This is a genomic window from Teichococcus oryzae, assembly GCF_008386565.1.
GTDB lineage: Bacteria > Pseudomonadota > Alphaproteobacteria > Acetobacterales > Acetobacteraceae > Pseudoroseomonas > Pseudoroseomonas oryzae.
The window spans coordinates 107,674-130,504 of record NZ_VUKA01000001.1 but is presented as its reverse complement, the minus strand read 5'-3'; the positions used below and the strand labels follow the sequence as shown (position 1 = coordinate 130,504).

At 69.9% G+C, this 22,831-nt stretch carries 23 protein-coding genes; 14 read left to right on the top strand and 9 right to left on the bottom strand.

Annotation, left to right across the window (positions count from 1 at the left end):
- The first annotated feature begins 160 nt into the window (after positions 1 to 160).
- From F0Q34_RS00590 to F0Q34_RS00580, 3 genes are all read left to right on the top strand, one after another.
- Complete coding sequence (locus F0Q34_RS00590) at positions 161 to 1,171, top strand: tripartite tricarboxylate transporter substrate-binding protein (protein WP_149810204.1); 1,011 nt, start codon at positions 161 to 163, stop codon at positions 1,169 to 1,171.
- 247 nt (positions 1,172 to 1,418) lie between these two features.
- Positions 1,419 to 4,652, top strand: a complete 3,234-nt coding sequence (locus F0Q34_RS00585; RefSeq protein WP_149810203.1) for a PAS domain S-box protein — start codon at positions 1,419 to 1,421, stop codon at positions 4,650 to 4,652.
- Positions 4,649 to 5,008, top strand: a complete 360-nt coding sequence (locus F0Q34_RS00580; RefSeq protein WP_149810202.1) for a response regulator — start codon at positions 4,649 to 4,651, stop codon at positions 5,006 to 5,008. The genes F0Q34_RS00585 and F0Q34_RS00580 overlap by 4 nt, the downstream gene beginning before the upstream one ends.
- 57 nt (positions 5,009 to 5,065) lie before the next feature.
- Here F0Q34_RS00580 and F0Q34_RS00575 read toward each other — a convergent pair whose 3' ends face one another.
- The 4 genes from F0Q34_RS00575 to petA all read right to left on the bottom strand — a co-directional run bounded on the left by F0Q34_RS00575 (position 5,066) and on the right by petA (position 8,699).
- Positions 5,066 to 5,950: an S-methyl-5'-thioadenosine phosphorylase gene (locus F0Q34_RS00575; protein WP_149810201.1), complete on the bottom strand. Its 885-nt coding sequence runs from the start codon at positions 5,948 to 5,950 to the stop codon at positions 5,066 to 5,068.
- A gap of 134 nt (positions 5,951 to 6,084) precedes the next feature.
- The gene (locus F0Q34_RS00570) at positions 6,085 to 6,876 is read right to left on the bottom strand and encodes a cytochrome c1 (RefSeq protein WP_149810200.1); all 792 of its coding nucleotides are present in this window, start codon (positions 6,874 to 6,876) and stop codon (positions 6,085 to 6,087) included.
- Positions 6,876 to 8,150 (bottom strand): cytochrome b, encoded by a 1,275-nt coding sequence (locus tag F0Q34_RS00565; RefSeq protein WP_149810199.1) that lies wholly within the window; start codon positions 8,148 to 8,150, stop codon positions 6,876 to 6,878. Before F0Q34_RS00565 ends, F0Q34_RS00570 begins: the two co-directional genes overlap by 1 nt.
- 12 nt (positions 8,151 to 8,162) lie before the next feature.
- On the bottom strand, positions 8,163 to 8,699 hold the full coding sequence (petA, locus tag F0Q34_RS00560; RefSeq protein WP_456316231.1) for a ubiquinol-cytochrome c reductase iron-sulfur subunit: 537 nt from the start codon (positions 8,697 to 8,699) through the stop codon (positions 8,163 to 8,165).
- Between the two features lie 320 nt (positions 8,700 to 9,019).
- On the opposite strand from petA, the gene hemF reads away from it, so the two are divergent.
- From hemF to F0Q34_RS00535, 5 genes are all read left to right on the top strand, one after another.
- On the top strand, positions 9,020 to 9,919 hold the full coding sequence (gene hemF / locus F0Q34_RS00555; protein WP_149810197.1) for an oxygen-dependent coproporphyrinogen oxidase: 900 nt from the start codon (positions 9,020 to 9,022) through the stop codon (positions 9,917 to 9,919).
- Between the two features lie 176 nt (positions 9,920 to 10,095).
- Complete coding sequence (locus F0Q34_RS00550) at positions 10,096 to 11,076, top strand: Bug family tripartite tricarboxylate transporter substrate binding protein (RefSeq protein WP_149810196.1); 981 nt, start codon at positions 10,096 to 10,098, stop codon at positions 11,074 to 11,076.
- Positions 11,077 to 11,134: 58 nt separating this feature from the next.
- A complete protein-coding gene (locus tag F0Q34_RS00545) occupies positions 11,135 to 11,803 on the top strand; it encodes a dual specificity protein phosphatase family protein (protein ID WP_241665239.1) in 669 nt (222 codons plus the stop codon).
- An 18-nt stretch (positions 11,804 to 11,821) separates the two neighbouring features.
- Positions 11,822 to 12,442, top strand: coding sequence for a flavin reductase family protein (locus F0Q34_RS00540; RefSeq protein ID WP_149810194.1), 621 nt, complete (start codon positions 11,822 to 11,824; stop codon positions 12,440 to 12,442).
- An 87-nt stretch (positions 12,443 to 12,529) separates the two neighbouring features.
- Positions 12,530 to 12,925 (top strand): DUF1003 domain-containing protein, encoded by a 396-nt coding sequence (locus tag F0Q34_RS00535; protein WP_241665238.1) that lies wholly within the window; start codon positions 12,530 to 12,532, stop codon positions 12,923 to 12,925.
- Positions 12,926 to 13,080: 155 nt separating this feature from the next.
- Here F0Q34_RS00535 and F0Q34_RS00530 read toward each other — a convergent pair whose 3' ends face one another.
- Positions 13,081 to 14,835 carry an ABC transporter ATP-binding protein gene (locus F0Q34_RS00530; RefSeq protein ID WP_149810193.1) on the bottom strand — a complete coding sequence of 585 codons (1,755 nt, stop codon included), beginning with the start codon at positions 14,833 to 14,835 and terminating at the stop codon, positions 13,081 to 13,083.
- A 227-nt stretch (positions 14,836 to 15,062) separates the two neighbouring features.
- Here F0Q34_RS00530 and F0Q34_RS00525 point away from each other — a divergent pair, with 227 nt between their 5' ends.
- Entirely contained in the window at positions 15,063 to 15,278 is a 216-nt protein-coding gene (locus F0Q34_RS00525; protein WP_149810192.1) for a hypothetical protein, read from the top strand.
- A 79-nt stretch (positions 15,279 to 15,357) separates the two neighbouring features.
- On the opposite strand, the gene F0Q34_RS00520 is transcribed toward F0Q34_RS00525, so the two are convergent.
- Positions 15,358 to 16,566 (bottom strand): CCA tRNA nucleotidyltransferase, encoded by a 1,209-nt coding sequence (locus F0Q34_RS00520; RefSeq protein WP_149810191.1) that lies wholly within the window; start codon positions 16,564 to 16,566, stop codon positions 15,358 to 15,360.
- A 123-nt stretch (positions 16,567 to 16,689) separates the two neighbouring features.
- Between F0Q34_RS00520 and F0Q34_RS00515 the strand changes: the two genes are divergently transcribed.
- From F0Q34_RS00515 to F0Q34_RS00505, 3 genes are all read left to right on the top strand, one after another.
- Complete coding sequence (locus F0Q34_RS00515; RefSeq protein WP_149810190.1) at positions 16,690 to 16,926, top strand: CsbD family protein; 237 nt, start codon at positions 16,690 to 16,692, stop codon at positions 16,924 to 16,926.
- A 92-nt stretch (positions 16,927 to 17,018) separates the two neighbouring features.
- Positions 17,019 to 17,408 (top strand): DUF6152 family protein, encoded by a 390-nt coding sequence (locus F0Q34_RS00510; protein ID WP_149810189.1) that lies wholly within the window; start codon positions 17,019 to 17,021, stop codon positions 17,406 to 17,408.
- Between the two features lie 7 nt (positions 17,409 to 17,415).
- Positions 17,416 to 17,883 carry a DUF6644 family protein gene (locus F0Q34_RS00505; protein ID WP_149810188.1) on the top strand — a complete coding sequence of 156 codons (468 nt, stop codon included), beginning with the start codon at positions 17,416 to 17,418 and terminating at the stop codon, positions 17,881 to 17,883.
- 4 nt (positions 17,884 to 17,887) lie between these two features.
- Here the strand turns inward: F0Q34_RS00505 and F0Q34_RS00500 are convergent, their stop codons facing one another.
- From F0Q34_RS00500 to F0Q34_RS00490, 3 genes are all read right to left on the bottom strand, one after another.
- The gene (locus tag F0Q34_RS00500) at positions 17,888 to 19,009 is read right to left on the bottom strand and encodes a PA0069 family radical SAM protein (protein WP_149810187.1); all 1,122 of its coding nucleotides are present in this window, start codon (positions 19,007 to 19,009) and stop codon (positions 17,888 to 17,890) included.
- 78 nt (positions 19,010 to 19,087) lie between these two features.
- Positions 19,088 to 19,870, bottom strand: a complete 783-nt coding sequence (locus tag F0Q34_RS00495; RefSeq protein WP_149810186.1) for a DUF6065 family protein — start codon at positions 19,868 to 19,870, stop codon at positions 19,088 to 19,090.
- A 58-nt stretch (positions 19,871 to 19,928) separates the two neighbouring features.
- Entirely contained in the window at positions 19,929 to 20,168 is a 240-nt protein-coding gene (locus F0Q34_RS00490; protein ID WP_149810185.1) for a hypothetical protein, read from the bottom strand.
- A 310-nt stretch (positions 20,169 to 20,478) separates the two neighbouring features.
- Here F0Q34_RS00490 and F0Q34_RS00485 point away from each other — a divergent pair, with 310 nt between their 5' ends.
- Together F0Q34_RS00485 and F0Q34_RS00480 are read left to right on the top strand one after the other, a co-directional pair.
- Entirely contained in the window at positions 20,479 to 20,760 is a 282-nt protein-coding gene (locus F0Q34_RS00485) for a hypothetical protein (protein WP_149810184.1), read from the top strand.
- Between the two features lie 175 nt (positions 20,761 to 20,935).
- Entirely contained in the window at positions 20,936 to 22,831 is a 1,896-nt protein-coding gene (locus F0Q34_RS00480) for a BTAD domain-containing putative transcriptional regulator (RefSeq protein ID WP_149810183.1), read from the top strand.

Here is a 22,831-nt window from a genome sequence, read left to right as displayed (position 1 = left end):
GCGCGGCAAGCACAAGGCAAAGCTTGGTGATTCCCGCAACGGTTGTGGCGGGGCGTCACTCCGATGCAGTAATATTCTTCCGTGCCCAGGCCGCCATTCCGGCGGCTCGTTGCGCCCACCCGCCCCAGAAGCGGGCTGTTCTGCCGGAAGGACGTACTTCATGTATCGACGCCCCCTGCTCCAAGCGCTTCCCCGCCTCGGACGCCTAGCCCTGGCCGCTGCGGGCCTGGCCACCATGGCCTGGATGCCCGCTCAGGCGCAGGGCAACTATCCCAGCCGCACCATCACCATGGTGGTGCCCTTCGCCGCCGGTGGACCCACCGACACCGTGGCCAGGCTGGTGGCGGAGTCGATGAGCCGCGACCTGAACCAGACGGTGGTGGTGGAGAATGTCGGCGGCGCGGGCGGCACGCTGGGCGCGGCGCGCGTGGCCCAGGCCCGGCCGGATGGATACACGGTGCTGATGCACCATATCGGCATGGCCACCACGCCGACGCTGTACCGACGGCTGTCCTATGATCCCGTGGGCGGCTTCGCGCCCATCGGGCTGGTCACCGAAGTGCCGATGACGGTGATCACCCGCAAGGACATCCCGGCCAAGGACCTCAAGGAGCTGGCGGCGCTGATCCGCAAGGAAACCACCGGCATCAACTACGCCAATGCCGGCATCGGCGCTGCCAGCCACCTTTGCGGCCTGCTGCTGCAGAAGGCCGTCGATGCGCCGATGACCACGGTGCCCTATCGCGGCACCGGCCCCGCCATGACCGACCTGATCAGCGGCACGGTGGACATGATGTGCGACCAGACCACCAACACCACCGAGCAGATCCGCGCCGGCGCGGTGAAGGTGTTCGCGGTGACCACGGCCGAGCGCCTGGCCGCCATGCCCGACGTGCCCACCGCCGCAGAGGCGGGGCTGCCCGGCCTGGAAGTCACCATCTGGCACGGCCTCTACGCACCCAAGGGCACGGACACGGCCATCGTCAACCGCCTTTCCGCCGCCCTGCAGAAGGCGCTGCAGGACCCCAAGGTGGGGCAGCGCTTCGCCGATCTCGGCACCACGCCGGTAGCCTCGGACCGCGCGACGCCTGCTGCGCATGCCGCCTTCTGGCAGAACGACATCGCCAAGTGGAAGCCGGTGATCGAAGCCGCCGGCCAATATGCTGACTGAGGGGATGATGCGGAATGATCCTGGCTGAATACCCGATGGTCATCGCCCACCCATGACCCTGCGGCTGGCCCGGCGCCGCCCCGCGCCGGTTCCGGCCGGCAGCCGCCCGCCTTCTGGCGCGGAGGCACTTGCGCGACAGCCTTTGCCGCGACATGGGGAACAGGACGCAACATCGCCATCGGCGGACCCGGGCAGGATGACGAGTCGGACGATCCGCCGGGCCCCTACCGTCCGGCTTTATCTTCTGTTGATCGCTCTGGCGGCCTTTCTGCCGGTCTGGGGCATGGCGGGGCATATCGCCGGCCGCATGGCCGAGGCGGAGCGCGAAAGGCTGTCCAAGCAGGCCAGCGACGCCGCGCGTGACCTCGCCTTCGGGCTGGAGCGGGAAGTGCTGGGCCTGCGCGGCGAACTGGCGGCGCTCGGCCGGTCCCCCGCCTTGCGCGACGGCGACCTCCGCGCCTTCCATGAGCAGGCGCGCACCCTGCCGATGACCTATCGCGCCCGGATCTGGCTAACCGACGTGCAGGGGCATGTGGTGGTGGATAGCGGCCGGCCCTTTATCGACCCCGCGCTTCCCGGCGCGGTGCTTCCCGTGCTGCGCGACGCGCCTTACCGCGCCGGCATCTCCACCCGGCAATCCCTGACCGCGGATGAGCCGCTGCGGCTCGACATCACGGAGGAGCTGACCCAGCCGGATGGCCGGCCCTCCCTGTTCCTCACCGCCTCGCTCGATCCGCTGCCCTTGTGGCGGCCACGCATCCAGCGCCTGGTGCTGCCTTCCGACTGGATCGTCGCCATTTTCGACGAGAATGCCCGGGTGCTGGCGCGCAGCCCGCCGACCGGAGGGCTGATCGGGCGGGAGGTTTCCTCTTCCAGCCCATTCCGGCGCATCCTCGGCGGCACCGCCAGCCATGGCTGGCTGACCAGCCGGAGCATCGCCGGCGATCCGCTCTACAGCGCCTGGCGCCAGGTGGAGGCGACGCCGTGGAAGGTGACGGTGTCCATGCCGATCGGCGTGCTGGACAACGCGCTCTATCGCGTGCTGAGCCCGATCGTCCTGATCGGCGGCGCCGTGCTGGTGTTGTTCACCCTGGCCCTGGCCTTCTGGGTGGATCGCCGCGTGGCCGCGCCGCTGAACCGGCTGGGCGAGATCGCCGCAGCCTTCGGCCGCGGCGGCGTCCTGCCCGACCTTCCCCCCACCGGCCTGCGCGAGATCGACGAGGCCGCCGCCGCCCTGAGAAAGGCCGCGTCCGAGCGCGACGCGCTGGAATCCGAACGCGTCGCCCTGTCCGCCCGGCTGCACACGGTGCTGGAAAGCACCACCGACGGCGTGCTGGTGCTCGATGGCGAAGGCGTGCTGCTCTACATGAACGGCCGCGCCCGCGCCCAGTCCAGCAACCCGGATGGCGGCATCGGCCGCAAGCTGGCGGACAGCTTCCCCGGCTGGGATGAGGGCCCCTTCGCGCAGGCCTTCCGGCAGGCCAGGGAGGATGGCGCGGCGCAATCCGTCACCGCCTTCCATCCTGTGCTGGGGCGATGGGTTTCCGCCGACATCTTTCCTTCCGCCGAAGGGCAGACCCTGTTCTTCCGCGATGTCAGCGATGAGCGCGCGGCGCAGGCGGCGCTGCGGGAAAGCGAGGCGCGGCTCAAGGCGGTGATGGACAACGTGCCGGTCGGCGTGTTGCTGGCGGAGGCGCCATCAGGGCGCATCCTGCTCGGCAACCGGCGGCTGGAGGAGATCCTGCGCCACCCGGTGGAGCTGCTCGGCAGCATCAACGAATACCGCGCCAAGTGGGAAGCCTACCACGCCGATGGGCGGCGGATGGACGGGCCGGAATTTCCCCTGGCCCGCGCCCTGCTGACGGGCCTGCCGGCCACCGCCGAATACCATTACCGCCGCGGCGACGGCAGCATGGTGTGGTTGCGCATCGTCGGCACGCCGATCCGCGATCCGCAGGGCCGCATCGCCGGCGCCGTGGCCGCCATCACCGATATCGACGCGACCCGCCGCGCCGCCGAGGCGCTGCGCGAAAGCGAGCTGCGCTTCCGCACCCTGGCCGAGGCGATCCCGCAGATCGTGTGGTCCACCATGCCGGATGGCCGCATCGACTACGTCAATCCCAGGCTGGAGGACTTCACCGGGCTGGTGCCGGGCGTCGCCGTGCAGTCGCTCGACCGCATCGTCCACCCCGAGGACCAGCGCCGCACCGAGCGCGCCTGGCGCCGGGCCCTGCGGCGCGGCCAGCCCTTTTCCGCCGAGCTGCGGCTGCGGCGGGCGGAAGGCGGCTGGCGCTGGTGCGTGGCGCGCGCCCTGCCCGCCCGCGCCGCCGATGGCACCATCCGCCGCTGGATCGGCGCCGTCACCGATGTGTCCGAGCTGGCCGAGGCGCGCGAGGCGCTGGCCCGCCAGGTGGCGGCGCAGACTGCCTCCCGCCAGGCCGCGGTGCAGGCGGCGGCCGATCTGGCCGCGTCCGAGAGCCGCTTCCGCCGCTTCGCCGAGGCGAGCCCGGATGTGATGTGGATGACGGACCCGAGCGGCGAGGCGCTGGAATTCCTCAGCCCCGCCTTTGAGCGCATCTGGGGCGTGGCGCAGGAGCGCATGGACCGGCAGCCTGCCCTGGTGCTGGACATGATCCACCCAGCCGACCGCGAACGCGTGGAGCAGGCCACGGCCCAGGCGCGGCAAAGCGGCATGATGGACACCGAATACCGCATCCTGCGCCCCGATGGCGGGCAGCGCTGGATCCGCGATGTGGGCTTCCCCATCCTGGATGTGCAGGGCGAGATGATCCGCCGGGGCGGGCTGGCGCGTGACGTGACCGACGCCAAGGCGGCCGAGGCACGGCAAGCCCTGCTGCTGGGCGAGCTGAACCACCGGGTCAAGAACACCCTGGCCACCGTGCATTCCCTGGCCCTGCAAACCGCGCGCAACGTGGCCGGGGCCGCGGACGCCATTCCGCGCTTCCTGCAGGATTTCCAGGCGCGGCTGCTGACGCTGTCCCGTGGCCATGACCTGCTGACCGCGCGCACCTGGCGCGGCGCCACGCTGGAGGAAGCCGCCCGCGCCGTGCTGGCGCCCTGGCAGGCGGAATCCAGCCGCCCCGGTGAGCTGCGCTTCCAGATCCAGGGGCCGGCGGTCTGGCTGGCGCCGAAGCAGGCCCTGGGGCTCGCCCTCGCCTTGCATGAATTGGCAACCAACGCTCTCAAGCACGGTGCGTTAACTCGCGCAGAAGGACATATCCTGGTGAAGTGGCAGGGAGAGCCGGACGGCATGGTGAGGTTGAGCTGGCAGGAGATGGACGGCCCGCCGGTGGTGCCGCCGGCCCGGCGCGGCTTCGGCAGCCGCATGCTGGAGCGCGGCCTGCCGGCGGAGCTGGGCCCCGGCTCCTCCGTGAAGCTGGACTATGACAAGAATGGGTTCATGGCGGCCATTCGCTTTCGCCCCGTGAACGGACCCGTGGTGGAAGAGGAATCCGCATGAGCGGCTTGAATGGGCGGCGCATCCTGGTGGTGGAGGATGAGGCGCTGATCGCCATGCTGGTGGAAGATGCGTTGCTGGAGGCCGGCGCCGTCGTGCTCGGCCCCGCGGCCACGGTGGAGGAGGCCCTGGCCCTGTTCGAGGCCGAGCAGCCGGAAGCGGCGGTGCTCGACATCAACCTCGCGGGGCAGGCTTCCACTCCGGTGGCCGATCTTCTGAACGACCACGCCATCCCCTTCGTGGTCGCCACAGGCTATGGCGCCGCCGGGCTGCCGGAGCGGCACCGCGATGTGCCGGTCCTGGCCAAGCCCTATGATCCGCGCGACCTCATCACCGCCCTGGAAAAGGTGTGCGGCTGACCGGCTGAGCCACCGGGCGGCCGCCGCAACAAGCGCGGCCGGCCGCCCCCGCTCGGTTCAGCCCGCCAGCACCCGCCCGGCAACGGCGTCGAGCTTGGCCATCAGCGCCGGGTCGCGCTTTTCCGGCGGGGTGACCAGCGCGTATTCCAGCGCCCGGTCGCAGCCCGCGGGACAAGGGCCACGCCTCGCTCCCAGCATCGGCACCACCGTCTTGACCAGGGCCTTGGCCCGGTCCGCATTGGCGTGCATCACCTTGACCACCGCATCCACGGTGACGTGGTCATGGTCCGGGTGCCAGCAATCGAAATCGGTGACCATGGCGATGGTCGCGTAGCAAAGCTCGGCTTCCCGGGCGAGCTTGGCTTCCGGCATGTTGGTCATGCCGATCACATCGCAGCCCCAGGCGCGGTACAGCTCGCTCTCGGCCTTGGTGGAGAATTGCGGGCCTTCCATCACCAGATAGGTGCCGCCGCGCTTGTGATTCAGTCCGATCCGGCGCGCCGCTTCTTCCGCCGCGTCGCCGAGGCGGGGGCAGACCGGATGCGCCACCGACACATGCGCCACGCAGCCCGTCTCGAAGAAGGATTTCTGGCGGGCGAAGGTGCGGTCGATGAACTGGTCGACAATCACGAAATGCCCTGGCGGCAGGTCGCCATTCAGGGAGCCGACAGCGGAGATCGACAGGATCTCGGTCACGCCGGCGCGCTTCATGGCGTCGATATTGGCGCGGTAGTTCAGCGCCGAGGGCGGCATGCGGTGGCCACGGCCATGTCGGGGCAGGAAGACCACCCGCACCCCTTCGAGGCGGCCGAACAACAGCTCATCCGAAGGCTCCCCCCAGGGGGACTCGATCCGGCGCCATTCGCGCTCCTCCAGCCCGTCAATGTCATACAGGCCGGAACCGCCGATCAGGCCAATCACGGGTTCGATGATGTCGCTCATGCGGTGCGCTCCCGATACGAAAAAGGGCCGCCCGGTGGAGGCAGCCCTTAATGGCAGGGACCGGTCCCGGCGGCGTTGCCAGGGCAGTCCTTGAAGCAGGACGCGGCCGGCCGCAAGCGGCGGCCGCGAGATTGTCAGGTGATCGGGTCGCCGTGGACGCGCGCCCAGATCTTGCGCTTCACCGCATAGGTCAGGCCGCCCAGGACCACCAGGAACAGGATGATCCGCACGCCCATGGCGCGGCGGGTTTCCGATTCCGGCTCTGACGCCCAGGCGAGGAAGGCGGTGAGGTCATGCGCCATGCGGTCCACCGTCGCCGCGGTGCCGTCACCCCACTGCACCTGGCCGTCGCCGGTCAGCGGCGGCGCCATGGCGATCTGATGGCCGGCGAAGTACTTGTTGTAGTACATCCCCTCCATCAGCGTGACGCCTTCCGGCGGGTCCTCGTAACCGGTCAGCAGCGCCTTGATGTAGTCGGCGCCGCCCTGGCGGGCCTTGACGATCACCGACAGGTCGGGCGGCAGGGCGCCGTTGTTGGCGGCACGCGCCGCCGCGTCATTGGCGAAGGGGCGGCGGAAGCGGTCGGAAGGACGGCCCGGCCGCTCGAACATCTCGCCATTGTCGTTCGGGCCGTCGGGGATCTGGTAGGAGGCGGCGATGGCCGTCACCTCCGCTTCCGACAGGCCGATGTCGCGCAGGTTGCGGTACGACAGCAGGTGCATGGAATGGCAGGCGGCGCAGACTTCCTTGTAGACCTGGAAGCCACGCTGCAGCTCGCCACGGTCAAAGGTGCCGAAGGGCCCGTCGAAGCTGAACTTGGTGTTCGGGATCTCGGCGCCCGACTCGGCCGCCCGGGCCGCCGGCGAAGCGAGGCCGAGCGACAGGGCGGCGGCGAGGATCGCCGCCTTCAGGGTGGTCACGCGCATCACGCCTTCTCCATCGGCTTGGCCGTGGCGGCGGCCCCATGCAAACGCCCCCCGCCACGCAGCACGGCATGGCTGATGCTTTCCGGCAGCGGCAGCGGCCGCTCGATCTTGGCCAGCAGCGGCAGGATCACCAGGAAGTAGGCGAAGTAATAGGCGGTCGAGAGGCGGGCGATGGTGACGTAGATGCCCTCGGCCGGCATGGCGCCCGCCCACATCAGAACGAAGAAGTTGATGCCCCACAGCATCAGCGCCCACTTGGCGATGGGCCGGAAGCGCATGGAACGCACCGGGGAGCGGTCCAGCCAGGGCAGCACGAACAGCACGGCGATGGCGCCGAACATCAGCAGCACGCCGCCCAGCTTGTCCGGCACCGCGCGCAGAATGGCGTAGAAGGGCAGGAAGTACCATTCCGGCACGATATGCGCGGGCGTCACCAGCGGGTTGGCCGGGATGTAGTTGTCGGTATGGCCCAGGTAGTTCGGCGTGAAGAACACCAGAACCGCGAAGACGATGAAGTAGGCGATGATGCCGACGCTGTCCTTGGCCGTGTAGTACGGGTGGAAGGGCAGCGTGTCCTGCGGGCCCTTGGGCTCGATGCCCAGCGGGTTGTTGGAGCCGGTGATGTGCAGCGTGGCGACGTGCAGGAACACCACGCCCGCGATCACGAAGGGCAGCAGGTAATGGAGCGAGAAGAAGCGGTTCAGCGTCGGGTTGTCGACGGAGAAGCCGCCCCAGAGCAGCGTCACGATGCTGTCGCCGACCAGCGGAATGGCCGAGAACAGGTTGGTGATGACCGTCGCGCCCCAGAAGGACATCTGCCCCCAGGGCAGCACGTAGCCCATGAAGGCGGTGGCCATCATCAGCAGGAAGATGACGACGCCGAAGATCCACAGCAGCTCGCGCGGGGCCTTGTAGGAGCCGTAGTAAAGGTTCCGCCAGATATGGACCATCACCACGATGAAGAACATCGAGGCGCCGTTCATGTGGACGTAGCGGATCAGCCAGCCATAGTTCACGTCGCGCATGATGCGTTCGACGCTGTCGAAGGCCATGCTGGTATGCGCCGTGTAGTTCATGGCCAGGAAGATGCCGGTGACGATCATGATCACCAGGTTGATCAAGGCCAGGGCACCGAAATTCCACAGATAGTTGAAATTCCGGGGCGTCGGGAAGGAGCCGTACTCCTTCTGCATCATGGTGAAGACCGGCAGGCGCTGGTCGATCCACCGGATAACGGGATTCTGAATGGTGCTGTCGTGCAGGCCGGATGCCATGGTGTCTGGTCCTCAGCCGATGCGGATCTGGGTGTCGGAGCGGAACTCGTACTCCGGAACGGCGAGGTTGGTCGGCGCGGGGCCACGGCGGATGCGGCCGGCCGTGTCGTAGTGGCTGCCATGGCAGGGGCAGAACCAGCCGCCGAAATCGCCGCGCGGATCGGTCGTCTTCTGGCCCAGCGGCACGCAGCCCAGATGGGTGCAGACGCCGACCACGACGAGCCAGGGCTCACGCTGGACGCGTTCCTGGTCCGGGGCGGGGTCGCGCAGCTCACCGAGCGGCACGGCCTTGGCTTCCTGGATCTCCTGCGCGGTGCGGTGCCGGACAAAGACGGGCTTGCCGCGCCACATCACGGTGACCGCCTGGCCCTCCGCGATGTGATCCAGCGTCACATCAGTGCTGGCCAGCGCCAGGACGTCCTTGGCGGGGTTCATCGACGCAATGAAGGGCCAGGCAATGGCCCCTACGCCGACAGCCGCGAAGGACCCGGTCACCAGTTTCAGAAAGTCCCGCTTCGTCCCCTGTTCAGGCCCATGGGGATCCCCCATGTCCGGGGAACTGGTGGGCGCAAGCGTATCAGCCATGCCTCATCGTCCCTTTTTGCGGCGCGTCCAGAAACGGACAGGCGGATGCGCCGCTGATGTTAGACCGCAATCGCGGTGACGCTGCACCGTGCGCGGCAGCACGCTACTCTGCGTGAAGCCACGGCGATCTATGCGCCGGCGACATATAAGGGCACCCCCGACATGGAGGCAATCGCCGCCCTTCGGCGCGGTGCCGCAATGCCGCGTTTCCCCTGGCTTGCGGCGGCCGGACGGGCGGGTTAGCCCCCTCCGGGCGCCGTCGGGGCGCCCGCGCGAGGACCGCCATGCCCGAAGCTCCTGCCTCCTCCCCTGCGGATCACCGCCTGGTCGCCCCTGCCCGGGCCTGGTTCGAGTCGCTGCGGGACCGCCTTTGCGCCAGCTTCGAGGCCATCGAGGACGAGCTGGTCGCCGGCCCGCATGCCGGCCTTCCGGCCGGCCGCTTCGTCCGCACCGCCTGGGACCGCCCGGGCGGCGGCGGCGGCGTGATGTCGGTGATGAAGGGCCGGGTGTTCGAGAAGGTGGGGGTCAATGTTTCCACCGTCTGGGGCGAGTTCAGCCCGGAATTCCGCCGGCAGATCCCCGGGGCGGAGGAAGATCCGCGCTTTCTGGCCACCGGCGTGTCCCTGGTGGCGCATATGCGCTCCCCCCGGGTGCCCGCGGCCCACATGAACACCCGCTTCATCACCACCCGCCGCTCCTGGTTCGGCGGCGGCGGCGACCTCACGCCGATGCGGATGGACGCGCCCGAGTCGCTGGCCGATGGCGAAGGCTTCCACGCCGCCTTCCGGGCCGCCTGCGACCGGCACGACCCGGCCTACTACCCCCGCTTCAAGGCCTGGTGCGACGAGTACTTCTTTCTGCCCCACCGCAACGAGCCGCGCGGGCTGGGCGGCATCTTCTATGACTGGCTTGGCCGCGACGAGGCGGAGGGCCAGCGGCTCGACGACCATTTCGCCTTCACCCGCGATGTGGGCGAGGCCTTTCTTTCGGCCTATCCCGCCATCATCCGCCGCCGCATGCACGAGCCCTGGACGGAAGCGGAGCGCGAGCACCAGCTGGTCCGGCGCGGCCGCTATGTCGAGTTCAACCTGCTGCACGACCGCGGCACGCTGTTCGGGCTGAAGACCGGGGGCAATGTGGAAGCGATCCTGATGTCGCTGCCGCCCGAGGTGCGCTGGCCCTGATCGCCCGCGCCCGGCCATGGCGGGCCGGGCTGCCCGCGCGGCGCCCACTCGGCGGCAGGGGGCGCGTCCACCACCATGCTGCTGCCACCCTTATAAGGCACATGGGCGGGCTGGCCGTGGCCGCGGCCATCCGCCATGCTCCTCCGGACACAAAAACACTTCGGAGGATCTCGTTCATGGCCACACGTCGCTGCCTGCTCGGTGCCCTGCCCGGCCTTGCCGCCCTGGCCGCCAGCGGCGCCGGCGCCCAGCCGTCCTGGCCCACGCGGCCGGTGCGGATGATCGTGCCCTATCCGCCCGCCGGCTCCACCGACCTGCTGACCCGCCTGATCTGCGAAAGGCTGCAGCAATCGCTGGGCCAGACCTTCGTGGTGGAGAACCGGCCCGGCGCCGGCGGCAATATCGGCATGGACGCGGTGGCGAAATCGACGGCCGATGGCTACACCTTCGGGGCCGCGACCATCGGCCACTTCGCCATCAACCAGTTCCTGTACCGGGACATGCCCTGGAACATCGACCGGGACTTCCAGCCCGTGTCGCTGACCTGGGAATTCCCCAATGTCGTCGTGGTGGCGACCCAGCATGTGCCCGCCACCACCTTGCAGGATTTCATCGCCTGGGCGCGGCAGCGGCGGGGCGGCGTATCCTTCGGCTCGCCCGGCGTCGGCACCACGCCGCACCTGTCGGGCGAGATCTTCCGCAACCGGCTGAAGCTGGACGCCACCCATGTGCCGTTCCGCGGCGCGGCGCAGACCATCCCCGCCATGCTGTCCGGCGACGTCACCTTCGCCATCGACAACCTCGCCTCCTATATCCCGGTGATCCAGGAAGGGCGGATGCGGGCGCTGGCGGTGACCAGCGCGCAGCGCTGGCCCACCCTGCCCGACGTGCCCACCATGGCCGAGGCCGGGATGGAGGATTTCGTGATCACCTCCTGGGGCGCCTTCGTGGCCCCGGCCGGCACGCCGCGCCCGGTGATCGACCGGCTGAACGCGGCGCTGAAGGATGTGGCGGCGAACGATGCCGTGCGGGAGCGCTTCCTGAAGGCGGGCGGCCTGCCGCTCTGGTCCACGCCGGAGGATGCGGCGGCGCGCGGCAAGACGGAGCGGCCGATGTGGGAAGAAGCGGTGCGGGTGTCGGGCGCGCGGGCGGATTGAGCGCCAGGGCGGCCGGCGCCTCCTTGCGGGGGCGCCGCCGCCTCGCCATACCCTGTGCGTGCCGCACGACCTTTCCTCCCCTGCCGGGCGCCGCGCCGCCTGGTTCAACAGCCTGTTCGTGGACCACGCCGTGCTGCGCCTCGGCTGGCGCAACTGGGGCGTGGTGGAGAAAGGGCGGCTCTACCGCTCCAACCACCCAAGCCCGAGGCAGATGCGGCTGGCGGTGGAGCGGGCCGGCATCCGCTCCATCATCAACCTGCGCGGCCACCGGGAAACCTGCGGCTCCGACGCGCTCGGCCGTGCCATGGCGGCGACGCTGGGGCTGGAGCATGTGGACGCGCCGCTGGAATCGCGCGGCGCGCCGCACAAGGACCGCATCCTGCGGCTGGCCGGCATCTTCCGCGACCTGCCGGAGCCGGTGCTGATCCATTGCAAGTCCGGTGCCGACCGCACCGGCCTCGCCGCCGGGCTGTGGCTGATGCTGCAGGGCCGCCCGGTGGAAGAGGCGATGCGCCAGCTTTCCTGGCGGCATGGCCATGTTTCCTCCTCCAAGACCGGCATCCTCGATGCCTTCTTCAAGGAATATGCCCGCTTCACCCGGGCGCACGGCGCCAAGCCGTTCCTGGACTGGGTGCGGGACGATTATGACGAGGACGCGCTGCGGGGCGCCTTCCGCAGCCGCGCCTGGGCGGATCGGCTGGTGGATGGCATTCTGCGCCGCGAATAAACCCGGAGGAACCGCGGCATGGCCGACACCCATTTCTATGAACCCGCCAAGGGCCACGGCCTGCCGCATGATCCGTTCAACGCCATTGTCGGGCCGCGCCCGATTGGCTGGATCTCGACGCGCGGCGCCGACGGGTCGCTGAACCTCGCGCCCTACAGCTTCTTCAACGCCTTCTGCTACACGCCGCCCATTGTCGGCTTCTCCACCACGGGGACTGAGAAGGACAGCCTCCGCAATGCGCGCGAAACCGGCGAATTCGCCTGGAGCCTGGTGACGCGCGAATTGTCGGAGCAGATGAACGCCACCTGCGCCCCGGTTCCCTACGGCACCGACGAATTCGAGCTGGCGGGGCTGGGCAAGGCGCCTTCCCGGCTGATCGGCGCCCCGCGCGTGGCGGAAAGCCCGGTCAGCTTCGAGTGCAAGGTCAGCGACATCATCGACCTGAAGTACCATGACGGCCGCCCCGCCAAGGGCTGGCTGGTGATCGGCGAGGTGGTGGCGGTGCATATCAGCAAGGCGCTGCTGAAGGACGGCATCTATGACACCTTCAACAGCGGCGTGGTGCTGCGCGCCGGCGGGCCGACGGCCTATGCCGCCGTCGCGCCGGAAAACCGCTTCGACATGACGCGGCCCCGCTGACGGGCCACGGCAACCGCGCCCTTCGCGGCGGCATTCTTTCCTCCGTGAGCCGTCGGCCGCCGCCGGCGCATGGAGGCGCCGCCGCCGATGACATCCGCCAGCCCGACCGTTCCGCCGCCAAGGCCGGAGCGGCTCAGCCATTCCCTCCGCCGCAACATCGAGGCGCTGGAGACGCGCCGCCGGCAGGAAGCCGCCTCGGCGACACGGCAGGACCGCGTGGCGGACGCCATCACCCGCTTCACCGGCAGCATGCGCTTCGTTTACCTGCACCTGGCGCTGTACGGGGCCTGGATCCTGGTGAATCTGGGCGTCGTGCCCGGGGTGCCGCGCTTCGACCCTTCCTTTGTGGTGCTAGCGATGGTGGCCTCGGTGGAAGCGATCTTCCTGTCCACATTCGTGCTGATCAGCCAGAACCGCATGGCCTCGGCCGCCGATCAGCGGGCCGATCTCGACCCTGCAGATCAGCCTGCTGACCGAGCATGAGCTGACCAAGCTGGCGGAAACCCTGTCGGCCATCGCCGAGCGCCTCGGCATCGAGGCCGGGACGGACCCGGAGCTGACCGAGGTCAAGAAGGACATCGCGCCCGAGGCGGTGCTGGATGCCATCCAGGCGCAGCAACGGAGCCGCTGAACGCCGCTCATTCCGCCGCGAAGGCCTGGGTACGCACCATGCGGGCATACAGCCCGTCCTGGCCCATCAGCTCCAGGTGCCGCCCGCTTTCGGTGGCGCGGCCTTCCTCCATCACCACGATGCGGTCGGCCTCCTTTACCGTGGCCAGGCGATGCGCCACCACTAGGGTGGTGCGGCCTTGGCGCAGCCGTGCCAGCGCCCGGCCGATGGCCGCCTCGTTCTCGGCGTCGAGGGCACTGGTGGCCTCATCCAGCAACAGGACGCGGGGGTTGCGCAGCAGGGCGCGGGCCAGGGCGATGCGCTGCCGCTGCCCGCCCGACAGGCGTGAGCCGCCCGGCCCCAGCACGGTGCCATAGCCCTGTGGCAGCGCCGCGATGAAGCCATGCGCGGCGGCGGCGCGGGCGGCTTCCTCCACCGCCTCCGGACCGGCACCGGGACGGCCGCAGGCGATGTTGGCCAGCACCGTGTCATCGAAGATCACCGCATCCTGCCCGACATAGGCGATGGCGGCGCGCAGGCTGCCGAGGGCCACGCTCCGGATGTCGGCGCCATCCAGGGTGATGCGGCCCTCCGTCACGTCGTAAAGCCGCGGCAGCAGGGCCAGCGCCGTGGATTTGCCGGCGCCCGAGGGGCCGACCAGCGCCACCGTCTCGCCTGGCTCGGCGGTGAAGGACAGGCCGGACAGCGCCGCCTGCGTGCCGGCGTAATGGAAGCCCACCCCCTCGAAACGGACGCGGCCAGGACCCGGCGGCAGGGCGGGCGCATCGGCGGGCGCGGCGATGGCGGGCCTGCGGTCAACCACCGCGAACACCCGGATCAGCCCGCCTAGGCCCTCCTGCAGGGCGGCGTTGAGCGAGCCGAGCGAGCGCACCGGCCGGGTCGCCATCAGCAGGGCGGTGATGAAGCCGGTGAACTCGCCCACCGTGCCGCGCCCGGTGCTGACCTTCCATCCGACAAAGGCCAGCACGCCGGCCACGGCGATGCCGCCCAGCGCCTCCAGGATCGGGTCCAGCTTGGCGCGGGTGCGGGCAATGGTGTGGAGCGCGCGGCGCAGCTCGGCAAAGGCGCCGGCCGCTCGGCGCTCCTCCTGTTCCTCCAGCCCATAGGTGCGGACCACGCGGGCGGCGGAGAAGCTTTCGGTCAGCATCGCCGCCGCCTCCCCCACCCGCTCCTGCATGCCGCCCGAGGCGCGGCGGATGCGCTTGCCGAGCTTCGTGATCGGCACCACGGCGATGGGGTAGAGGAAGGCCAGGATCAGGCTCATCTGCCAGTCCAGCCAGATCATCGAGGCGGCTAGGCCGATCACCGTGAGCCCGTCGGCCAGGGCGTTGATCGCCTTGGTGAGCGCTTCCCGGATCGCCTGGGCATCGGCGGTGAAGCGGGCCGCGGCCCGGGCCGGCGCCTCCAGCGCCACCTGCGCCAGGTCGGCGCGGGTATAAGCGCGGAACAGGTCGTTCTGCAGCCGCTCGATGACGCGCAGCACCACCGCCTGGACGGACACCGCCTGGCCGTACTGCGCCGCGGATTTCAGCGCGGTGATGACGATGATCACCGGCGGCACCAGCCAGACGATGCGCTCATCGCCGGCGGTGAACAGGTCGAAGGCCTGCTGGATCACCACCGGGTACAGGGCGGTGAAGCCGGCCAGCGCCAGGGTGCAGAACAGGGCCAGCAGGATGCCGCCGCGATGGTGGCGCACGTAATGCCGCCACAGCCGGACGATCAGGGCGCGGGTGGTGTCGGGAGGCGGAAGGGCGGCCATGCCCGGCGCTTAATGCGGATCGGGCCTGCGGGGAAGCGGGCACGGCGCATGCCGGCTTCCGGCGCCACGCCCTCGCCAGGACCATATACTTGCAAATGATTATCAGTTTAAAGTAATTGCAAATCAATTGCAGAAAGCTTCTTGAATCCGCGATTTGCTTTCTTGAAACGATTCATGGTTATCATGCGCTATACAGTTGTCGTTCCTTTATTGGGGAGTCCACGCACATGTCGTTCGCTGACAGCACCGATGCCGCCTGCACCAAGTGCAAGTTCTTCGACAACCATGCTGCCAAGGCCCATGGCGATGAAGGATTGTGCCGGTTCAACCCGCCGGTGACCCAGCCCAGCGCCGAGGCCCATGGGCTTTGGCCGGTGGTGTCCTCCACCGACTGGTGCGGCCATTTCAGCAAGGACGCCATGACCACCGGCATGGCGAACTGACCGCTTCCCCTTACGGGAAGGGCGCCATTCCTTCAGGGGTGGCGCCCTTTTTGCGTTCATCCGTCCATCGCAACCGGGATCAGCCGGGAGCGAAGTGCTTCAGCCTCGCGCGGCAGCATTCGGCGGATGCCGTGCATCCCCCCTCCCACCACCATCGGCGCACCACCGCCAGCGCCCGGCCCAACTCGGGCCCCGGCGGAATGCCCAGCGCCACCGCGTCCCGGCCTTGCAGCGGAAAAACAGGGGCCGGGGTGGCCGCGATCCGCGCCCGCAATGCGCCGCGGTCGCGGCCATCCCGGGCCTCGGCGGCGAAGGCGGCATCCAGCGCGGCCCGGGGCGCGGTGTCGGCCAGCCACCGGCGCAGATCGGCGCCTTCCAGCGCCGGATCGGGCGGCGGCCCGGCCAGCAGCAGGCGCAGCCGCTTGCCTTCCTCCCCCGACAGGCGCAGGCGCCGGATGACGCCATCGGCGGCGATGGCTTCCGGGCCACCGGCACCCAGCAGCACCGCGAAGCGCAGCAGCGGATCGGCTTCCCCGAGGCGGGACAGCGGCGCCAGCGGCCGCGCTTCCGGCAACACGGCGGCCAGCACCCCGGCCTGGCCCATCAGTTCCAGGGCGGGCACCGGATCGGGCGCTTCCAGCAACCGCTTCAGCTCCATCCAGACGCGCTCGGCGGATAGCCGCGCCAGTCCGGGCACGGCGGCGCGGATCGCCGCCATGGCCACCGGGTCGGGCTCGCCGATGCCATAGCGGGCCTGGAAGCGGAAGAAGCGCAACAGGCGGAGATAATCCTCCGCCAGGCGCTTCGCGGCGTCGCCCACGAAGCGCACCCGGCCAGCGGCCAGATCCTCGCGCCCGCCGAAATAATCCCAAAGCCGCCCTTCCGCATCCATGGACAGGGCGTTGATGGTGAAATCGCGGCGGGCGGCGTCCTCCCGCCAGTCCTCGGTCCAGGTCACGGTGGCGTGACGGCCATCGGTGGCGAGGTCGCGGCGCAGGCTGGTCACCTCCACCGGCTCATGGTTCAGCACGGCGGTGACGGTGCCGTGTTGCAGCCCCGTCTCGAACACCTTGAGGCCGGCCTCGCGCAGCCGCGCGGCGATCGCCTCGGGCGGCAGGGGCGCGGCCACGTCCACGTCATGGACGGGCCGGCCCGCCAGGGAATCGCGCACGGCGCCGCCCACGGCGCGGCTGCCCGGCAGCGCCGCCAGCACGGCGGAAGGGGCACCGCTCCGCAGCCAGGCGGGGGGCTCGACAAGGGCGCTGGGTGGGTCGCGATCTTGGCTCATGGAGGGCGGCAAGGCAGCATGGGGGGCGGCATGACGCAACCACGCATCCAAACCCGGGCTGAGGCGTTTGCCGGACATGCCGCCGGAAAGCCTGAGCGGCGCAAGGAAACAGGAGAGATCCCGATGGACGAGAACCGCGTCACCGGCGCCGCGCGTGAAGGTCTGGGCCGGGCGCAGGAAGCCGCAGGCGTCCTGACCGGCAATGACGAATACCGGGCGCGCGGTGCCTACAACCAGGGTGCCGGCACGGCGGAGAACATGGTCGGCCAGCTTTGCGACAATGTCCGCGAGCAGCCGCTGACCTCCCTCGCCATCGCGGCGGGGATTGGCTACATCCTGGGCCGGCTGCGCATTCTGTGATGTGTCCGGGGCGGGGCCGTCATGGTCCCGCCTTTGTTTTTCCGGAGGCCGCCTTACCTGAGGTTCGTTCGGAACCAGCAGGAGCCGCCTCCATGCTTTCGTTTCTTCTGCGCCGCCGCGCTGTTCTGGCGGGGGCGCCCGCCTTGCTGCTCCCCACCCTCGCCGCCGCCCATCATGGCTGGTCCTGGGCCGAGGCGGAGCAGGTCGAGCTGACGGGCGTCATCCGTGAAATCTATATCGGCCAGCCGCATCCCACCCTGCGGGTGGAAACCGCGCGGGATGGCCTCTGGACCATTGAGCTGGGCAATCCCTCGCAAACCCGCCGCGCCGGCTTCACCGCGGAGTCCGCCCAGGCCGGAGACCAGATCACCGCCCTCGGGAACCGTTCCAGCCAGGCCGGCGAGAAGCGGATGAAGGCGGTGCGCGTTTCGGTGCGCGGCAAGAGCTACGACATCTATCCCGATCGCATCCGCGGCAGCTGAGCCCCGCATGCTCGGGGCGCTGGCGGAATGGCCGGTGGCGGCGCTGCTGCGGAACTCGACCATCGCCTATCCGCTGGTGAACGCCGCCCATATCCTGGGCCTCGGCATCCTGGTGGGGGCCATCGCCACGCTGGACCTGCGGCTCCTGGGATTGTTCCGGGCCAGCCCGGTGCAGCAGCTGGCGCCGCCGCTCTGGCGCGTCGCGGCGGGCGGGCTGCTGCTGGCGGCGGCCACCGGCTTCCTGTTGTTCAGCACCCGGCCACAGGCCTATCTCGAAAACCCCGCCTTTCTGGTGAAGCTGGCGCTGGTGGCGCTGGGTGTGCTGAACGTCCTGTCGCTGCACCGCGCCGCCGCCTGGCGCCAGGCGCTGGACGGCGGCGCGATCGGCATGAGGCTGAAGCTGGGCGCCGTTCTGTCGCTGGCTTGCTGGGCCGGCGCCGTGCTGGCGGGGCGCTGGATCGGCTTCCTGCAATAAGGCTTCAGAACAGCGACAATTGCTGCTGCGCGCCCGCCCCCTCGGGAACCGCGAACTGGCCGCAATCCAGCGCTCCCTGCCCCCAGCGCTCGAAGCCCAGGCGCCGGGAGGCGACGCGGAAGCGGTTGGCCAGCATCTCGGCATAGGCGCCGCTGCCCGTCATCCGCTGGGCAAATTCCCCGTCATACAGCTTGCCGCCCCTGGTCTGCCGGACCAGCGCCAGGACACGCTGCGCCCGGTCGGGCATGTGCGTCCGCAGCCAGGATTCGAACAATTGGGCGATCTCCAGCGGCAGGCGCAACAGCACATAGCCGGCAAGCGTGGCCCCGGCGCTGGCGGCGCGCTCCAGGATGCGCTCCAGCTCCATGTCGTTGACGCCGGGGATCATCGGGGCGGCCAGCACGGCGGTGGGGATGCCGGCCTCGGCCAGGGCGCGCACCGCCTGCAACCGCCGCTCGGGGGAAGCGGCGCGCGGTTCCAGAATGCGCGCCAGCCTCGGGTCCAGCGTGGTGATGGACAGGCAGACACGGATCAGGTTGCGCGCCGCCATCCGCTTCAGGATGTCGAGATCGCGCAGCACGCCGGCCGATTTGGTGACAATGGTGACGGGATGCCCGAAACGCTCCAGCACCTCCAGCACGGCGCGGGTCAGCTTCAGCTGCCGCTCCACCGGCTGGTAGGGATCGGTGTTGGAACCGAGGGCGATCGGCCGCACCTGATAGCCGGGCTTGCGCAGCTCCTTGTCCAGCAGCGACGCAATTTCGGGCTTGAACAGAAGCTGGGTTTCGAAATCCAGCCCCGGCGACAGGCCGAGATAAGCATGGCTTGGCCGGGCATAGCAGTAGATGCAGCCATGCTCGCAGCCGCGATACGGGTTCACCGCCCGGTCGAAGCCGATATCGGGGGAATTGTTCCAGGCGATGGCGCTGCGTGCCGAGTCGCGCGTCAGGGTGGTGGGCAGCGGCGGCAGGTCGGCGAAGCTGTCTTCCAGCGTCTGCCAGCCATCGTCGAATGCCTCGGTGGCGAGCCGGTCAAAGCGCACAGGCGGGTTGACGGTCGCACCACGGCCCTTGCGCGCACCTTCCAGCAAGGTGGAGACGGTGGCGCTCATGCTTCCATCCGGCATGCCTGTTCCCCCTTCGTTCAGGAAGACACTGGCGGCGATTCGCACCCCAAGTCAAGAACATACAAGGAACACTCAAGCTCAGGCCGGGGTTCGGGCAGGCTGAAAGGGGCAGGTTCCGCCCTTGCGGCGGCGCCGGGCCTCGGCCGCGTAGCGGCCGGGGCGATGATCCTGCTCCTGGTTCGGCAGAACCACGTTGCGGTGGTAGTCGGCCCAGTCGGCCTCGCTCATCGCTTCCAGGGATTGCGTGGCGCCGGCGCTGGACAGCAGCGCATCGGAGTAAGCGATCTGCGGCACGGGCTGCGCCTGCAACAGCGGCTCGGCTTGGCGGAAGGGGATCGGCATGCCGGTGCGGGTCAGGCGGATATTGGTGAACAACGGGCCGAACCAATGATCGGCCTCCACCAGCCCCTCATAAGGTTCAAAGGCGGGATGGCGCGGCAGATTGGCCAGGGGGCGCAGCAGCAGGCTCCAACCCGGCGCGGTGCGCGCAGCAAGGCCGGTCCAGACCTGCACCACCCCCGGCTCCTGCAACGCGGTCAGGAAGGGCGGCGCGTAGCCGCGCACGGCCTCCGGCGCGGCGGCGTCGAAGCGGGCGGCGAAATGCGGGAATTGCGCGGCGCCGAGCGGCATCCAGGTTTCCAACCCCTCGCAGTGCCACCAGATCTGCCCGCCATCCCAAAGCAGGTCGAAATCCATCGGCGCATGGATGTGCCAGCCATAGCCGGCGGCGCTGGCCACCGCGTCGCAATGCCGCATGGCACGGATCGGCAGGCTGCCGAGGCAGGCGCGATCAGCGCGCACCGGCAACGGCGCGGTGTCGATCAAGCGGTGGAAGGTGACGCAGGGAATGGCATCGGCCATGCGGAAGGTCCGTTTCGGCGGGGTTCGGATGGCCGGGGCGCTGGCCCCGGCCCGGATGTCAGCCGCGGCGCATCCCGGCGCCGAAGCGGACCCGCCCGGCATCGGCCACGGCGGCCGGCGGCAGGAACGCGCCGGAGGCACCGGCCCCGGACGCGCCCTGCCCTGGTGCCGGCCGCATATCCGCCGGCATGGGGGGATGGCTGGCGGCGCGGCGCATCCCGGTGCCGAGGCGCAGCCTCCCGGCATCGGCCACCGCACCCTGCATGAAGGTCGGAAGGGGGGCGTGAATGATGTGCATGGAAGGAGTTCCGTGAAGGGCCGCGCCGGAACGCCAAACACCCCGCGGCCCTGGAAAAGGGCGGCGGGGCGTTTGGCGAGCATCGCGCGGGAGGAGGGAAGTTGGATTACCCAGGGCATGGCTCCGCCCTTGGCAATAAGGCTTTTAGTCCTATTTCAGCCCTGATCAAGGATAATTTTCAGATTTTCGGCTGCCTTTCGTTCCGCGGCTTTTTAACGCGGGCTTGACGATGTGCTGGCGGCAATGACGCGCAAGGTCGGAAGTCCAGCGCTAATCTTCCATCAGAACGCGAAACCACCAGGAAGCCCCGATGACCAGCGGCGATATGCAGAGCACAGCCTTTCCCCGCCAGGGCATGGACGGGCTGATCCAGGTTTACGCGGCGGCGCGCCGGCTGATGGCCCACCGGGACAGGGCCAGGGCTTTGCAACCACGGCTCGACAAGGTTCCGGACGATCTGGCGGAAGCCATCGACCGCGACTTCATCGAGTTTGACCTGATGCGGGCCGAGCGCCGGCTGCGCGATGCCCTGCGGGCCGCGGAGCCGGCGCTGGGCAACCGGAACCTGCCGCTGATGGATGAGGAAGACTGACCGCGCCGCTTCCTGCCGCTTCGGCAGGTGACAGCGGCGCGGCATAAGCTAGGCTTGCCGCATGGTCGGAATGCGGTGGGCCGAGGCCGGGCCGGGAAAAATTTCCGTGCCTGAGGCACCGTGGGCGGAAGTTCCGCCCACGGGCCCGCTTTTGCGCCTTGGATTGATTGGCAGCATGGAAGCCTGGGCACCCTCCAGCCGGGCCGTGCTGCCGCGCTCGCGCAAGGCACGCGGGTTGCTGGCGATGATGGCGCTGTCGCTGGGGCAGCCGGTGGCGCGCATCCAGCTCGCGGACCTGCTGTGGTCGCGGCGGGGGGTGGAGCAGCAGCGCGGTTCCCTGCGCCAGGCCCTGCATGAACTGCAAACAGCCCTGGCGCCCGTTGGCGCCCCGCTGCTGCAGGCCACCCGCGACAGCGTGCTGCTGCCGGCGGACAGGGTGTGGGTGGATGCCATGGCGGCGCGCCGCCCGGATGCCGGCCCTGCGGCACTCGACCTGCTTTGCGCGCCCCTGCTGCCGGATCTGGAGGATCTGGACCCCGCCTTCGATGCCTGGCTGTCGGAACAGCGTGAAATGCTGCGCGCCGCCGCCGCGGGCCGTGCCACCGCCCTGCTCGACCAGGCGGCCACGCCCGAGGCGGCGCTGGATGCCGCGGAACGCTTGTTGCGCATCGATCCGGCACGCGAGGCCGGCTGGCGCGCCCTGATCCGCCTGCGGCTGGACCGCGGCGACCGTGCCGGCGCCTATGCCGCCTATGAAGCCTGCCGCGACCTGATGCAGCGCCGCTTCGGCATCGCTCCCTCCCCCGAAACGGAAGCCCTGGCCGAAGCCCTCCGGTCCGAGGCCGGGCCGCCGCCGCCCAGGCCCGCCCCGCCCCGCCCGGCGCAGCGCGGCGCGCGCCTTGGCATCATTCCCTTGTTGCCCTTGGGCGAAGGCATCGCCCCCCATCTGGGCATCGGGCTGGCGGAGGAGATCGGAACGGCCCTGGCCCGTTTCCGCTGGATGTTCGTGGCCGACACCACTTCCCTCGCCGGACAGGCGGAGCGGGAAGGGGCGGAGGCGGCGGCGCGCTCCCTGCGCCTCGACTACCTGCTGAGCGGCACGGTGCAGCGGGGCGGCGACACCCTGCGCGTCACGCTGCGCCTGGCCGATCTGCGGGACACCGGCGAGCTGGTCTGGAGCCAGCGCTTCGACCGCCCGGCCAGCGACCTCCTGGCCTTGCAGGACGAGGTCGCCGCCGCCGTGGTGGCGCGCATCGACCCCGAGATCCTGTTGATCGAGGCCAACCGCGCCGTGGCCCGCCCGGCGCAGAGCGGCGCCTATGACCTGCTGCTGCGCGCCATCCCGGCGATCCACCGCCTGGACCGCGCCAGCTTCCTCCAGGCAGGGCGATGGCTGGCCGAGGCCGCGGCGATGGAGCCCGATTACGCCCAGGCCCATGCCTGGCACGCCTACTGGCACCTGTTCCTGGTCGGCCAGGGCTGGGCCGCGGACGAGGCCGCCAGCACCCGCGAGGCCGAGCGGCTGGCGCAACGGGCCAGCGCCCTGGATCCGCTGGACGCCCAGGCGCTGACCATCCACGGCCATGTGCGCGCCTTCCTGCACCACGAGATGGAGGCGGCGGCGGCGCTGCATGCCCGCGCCCTGGCGCTGAACCCCAATCTGGCCATGGCCTGGGTGTTCTCCGGCATGGCCGAAAGCTATCGCGGCCGGCACGAGGCGGCGCTGGAACGGCTCGACCGCTACGCCGCCCTGTCGCCCTGCCATCCGCATGCCTTCTTTTTCGACGCGGCACGGGGCATCCCCTTGCTGTCGCTGCGCCGGCACGAGGAAGCCGCGGCGGTGGGCCGCGCCAGCACCGCGCTGCGGCCGCAATTCAGCTATCCCTACAAGACCTATCTTTCCGCCCTCGGCCATCTGGGCCGCGCGGAGGAAGCCGCGGCCGTGCGGGCGCAGCTGCTGGCGATCGAGCCGGATTTCGACATCGCCAAGGCGCTGCGCCGCACGCCGCTGCGGCAGGAGGCCGACCGAGCGCATTACGCGGAAGGGTTGCGGCTGGCCGGGCTGTCCTGA

Coding starts and splice junctions, on each gene's coding strand:
- F0Q34_RS00590 (WP_149810204.1), top strand. CDS start 161: ATGTATCGACGCCCCCTGCTCCAAGCGCTTCCCCGCCTCGGACGCCTA.
- F0Q34_RS00580 (WP_149810202.1), top strand. CDS start 4,649: ATGAGCGGCTTGAATGGGCGGCGCATCCTGGTGGTGGAGGATGAGGCG.
- F0Q34_RS00575 (WP_149810201.1), bottom strand. CDS start 5,950: ATGAGCGACATCATCGAACCCGTGATTGGCCTGATCGGCGGTTCCGGC.
- F0Q34_RS00570 (WP_149810200.1), bottom strand. CDS start 6,876: ATGCGCGTGACCACCCTGAAGGCGGCGATCCTCGCCGCCGCCCTGTCG.
- F0Q34_RS00565 (WP_149810199.1), bottom strand. CDS start 8,150: ATGGCATCCGGCCTGCACGACAGCACCATTCAGAATCCCGTTATCCGG.
- petA (WP_456316231.1), bottom strand. CDS start 8,699: ATGGGGGATCCCCATGGGCCTGAACAGGGGACGAAGCGGGACTTTCTG.
- hemF (WP_149810197.1), top strand. CDS start 9,020: ATGCCCGAAGCTCCTGCCTCCTCCCCTGCGGATCACCGCCTGGTCGCC.
- F0Q34_RS00550 (WP_149810196.1), top strand. CDS start 10,096: ATGGCCACACGTCGCTGCCTGCTCGGTGCCCTGCCCGGCCTTGCCGCC.
- F0Q34_RS00540 (WP_149810194.1), top strand. CDS start 11,822: ATGGCCGACACCCATTTCTATGAACCCGCCAAGGGCCACGGCCTGCCG.
- F0Q34_RS00535 (WP_241665238.1), top strand. CDS start 12,530: ATGACATCCGCCAGCCCGACCGTTCCGCCGCCAAGGCCGGAGCGGCTC.
- F0Q34_RS00530 (WP_149810193.1), bottom strand. CDS start 14,835: ATGGCCGCCCTTCCGCCTCCCGACACCACCCGCGCCCTGATCGTCCGG.
- F0Q34_RS00525 (WP_149810192.1), top strand. CDS start 15,063: ATGTCGTTCGCTGACAGCACCGATGCCGCCTGCACCAAGTGCAAGTTC.
- F0Q34_RS00520 (WP_149810191.1), bottom strand. CDS start 16,566: ATGAGCCAAGATCGCGACCCACCCAGCGCCCTTGTCGAGCCCCCCGCC.
- F0Q34_RS00515 (WP_149810190.1), top strand. CDS start 16,690: ATGGACGAGAACCGCGTCACCGGCGCCGCGCGTGAAGGTCTGGGCCGG.
- F0Q34_RS00510 (WP_149810189.1), top strand. CDS start 17,019: ATGCTTTCGTTTCTTCTGCGCCGCCGCGCTGTTCTGGCGGGGGCGCCC.
- F0Q34_RS00505 (WP_149810188.1), top strand. CDS start 17,416: ATGCTCGGGGCGCTGGCGGAATGGCCGGTGGCGGCGCTGCTGCGGAAC.
- F0Q34_RS00500 (WP_149810187.1), bottom strand. CDS start 19,009: ATGCCGGATGGAAGCATGAGCGCCACCGTCTCCACCTTGCTGGAAGGT.
- F0Q34_RS00495 (WP_149810186.1), bottom strand. CDS start 19,870: ATGGCCGATGCCATTCCCTGCGTCACCTTCCACCGCTTGATCGACACC.
- F0Q34_RS00490 (WP_149810185.1), bottom strand. CDS start 20,168: ATGCACATCATTCACGCCCCCCTTCCGACCTTCATGCAGGGTGCGGTG.
- F0Q34_RS00485 (WP_149810184.1), top strand. CDS start 20,479: ATGACCAGCGGCGATATGCAGAGCACAGCCTTTCCCCGCCAGGGCATG.
- F0Q34_RS00480 (WP_149810183.1), top strand. CDS start 20,936: ATGGAAGCCTGGGCACCCTCCAGCCGGGCCGTGCTGCCGCGCTCGCGC.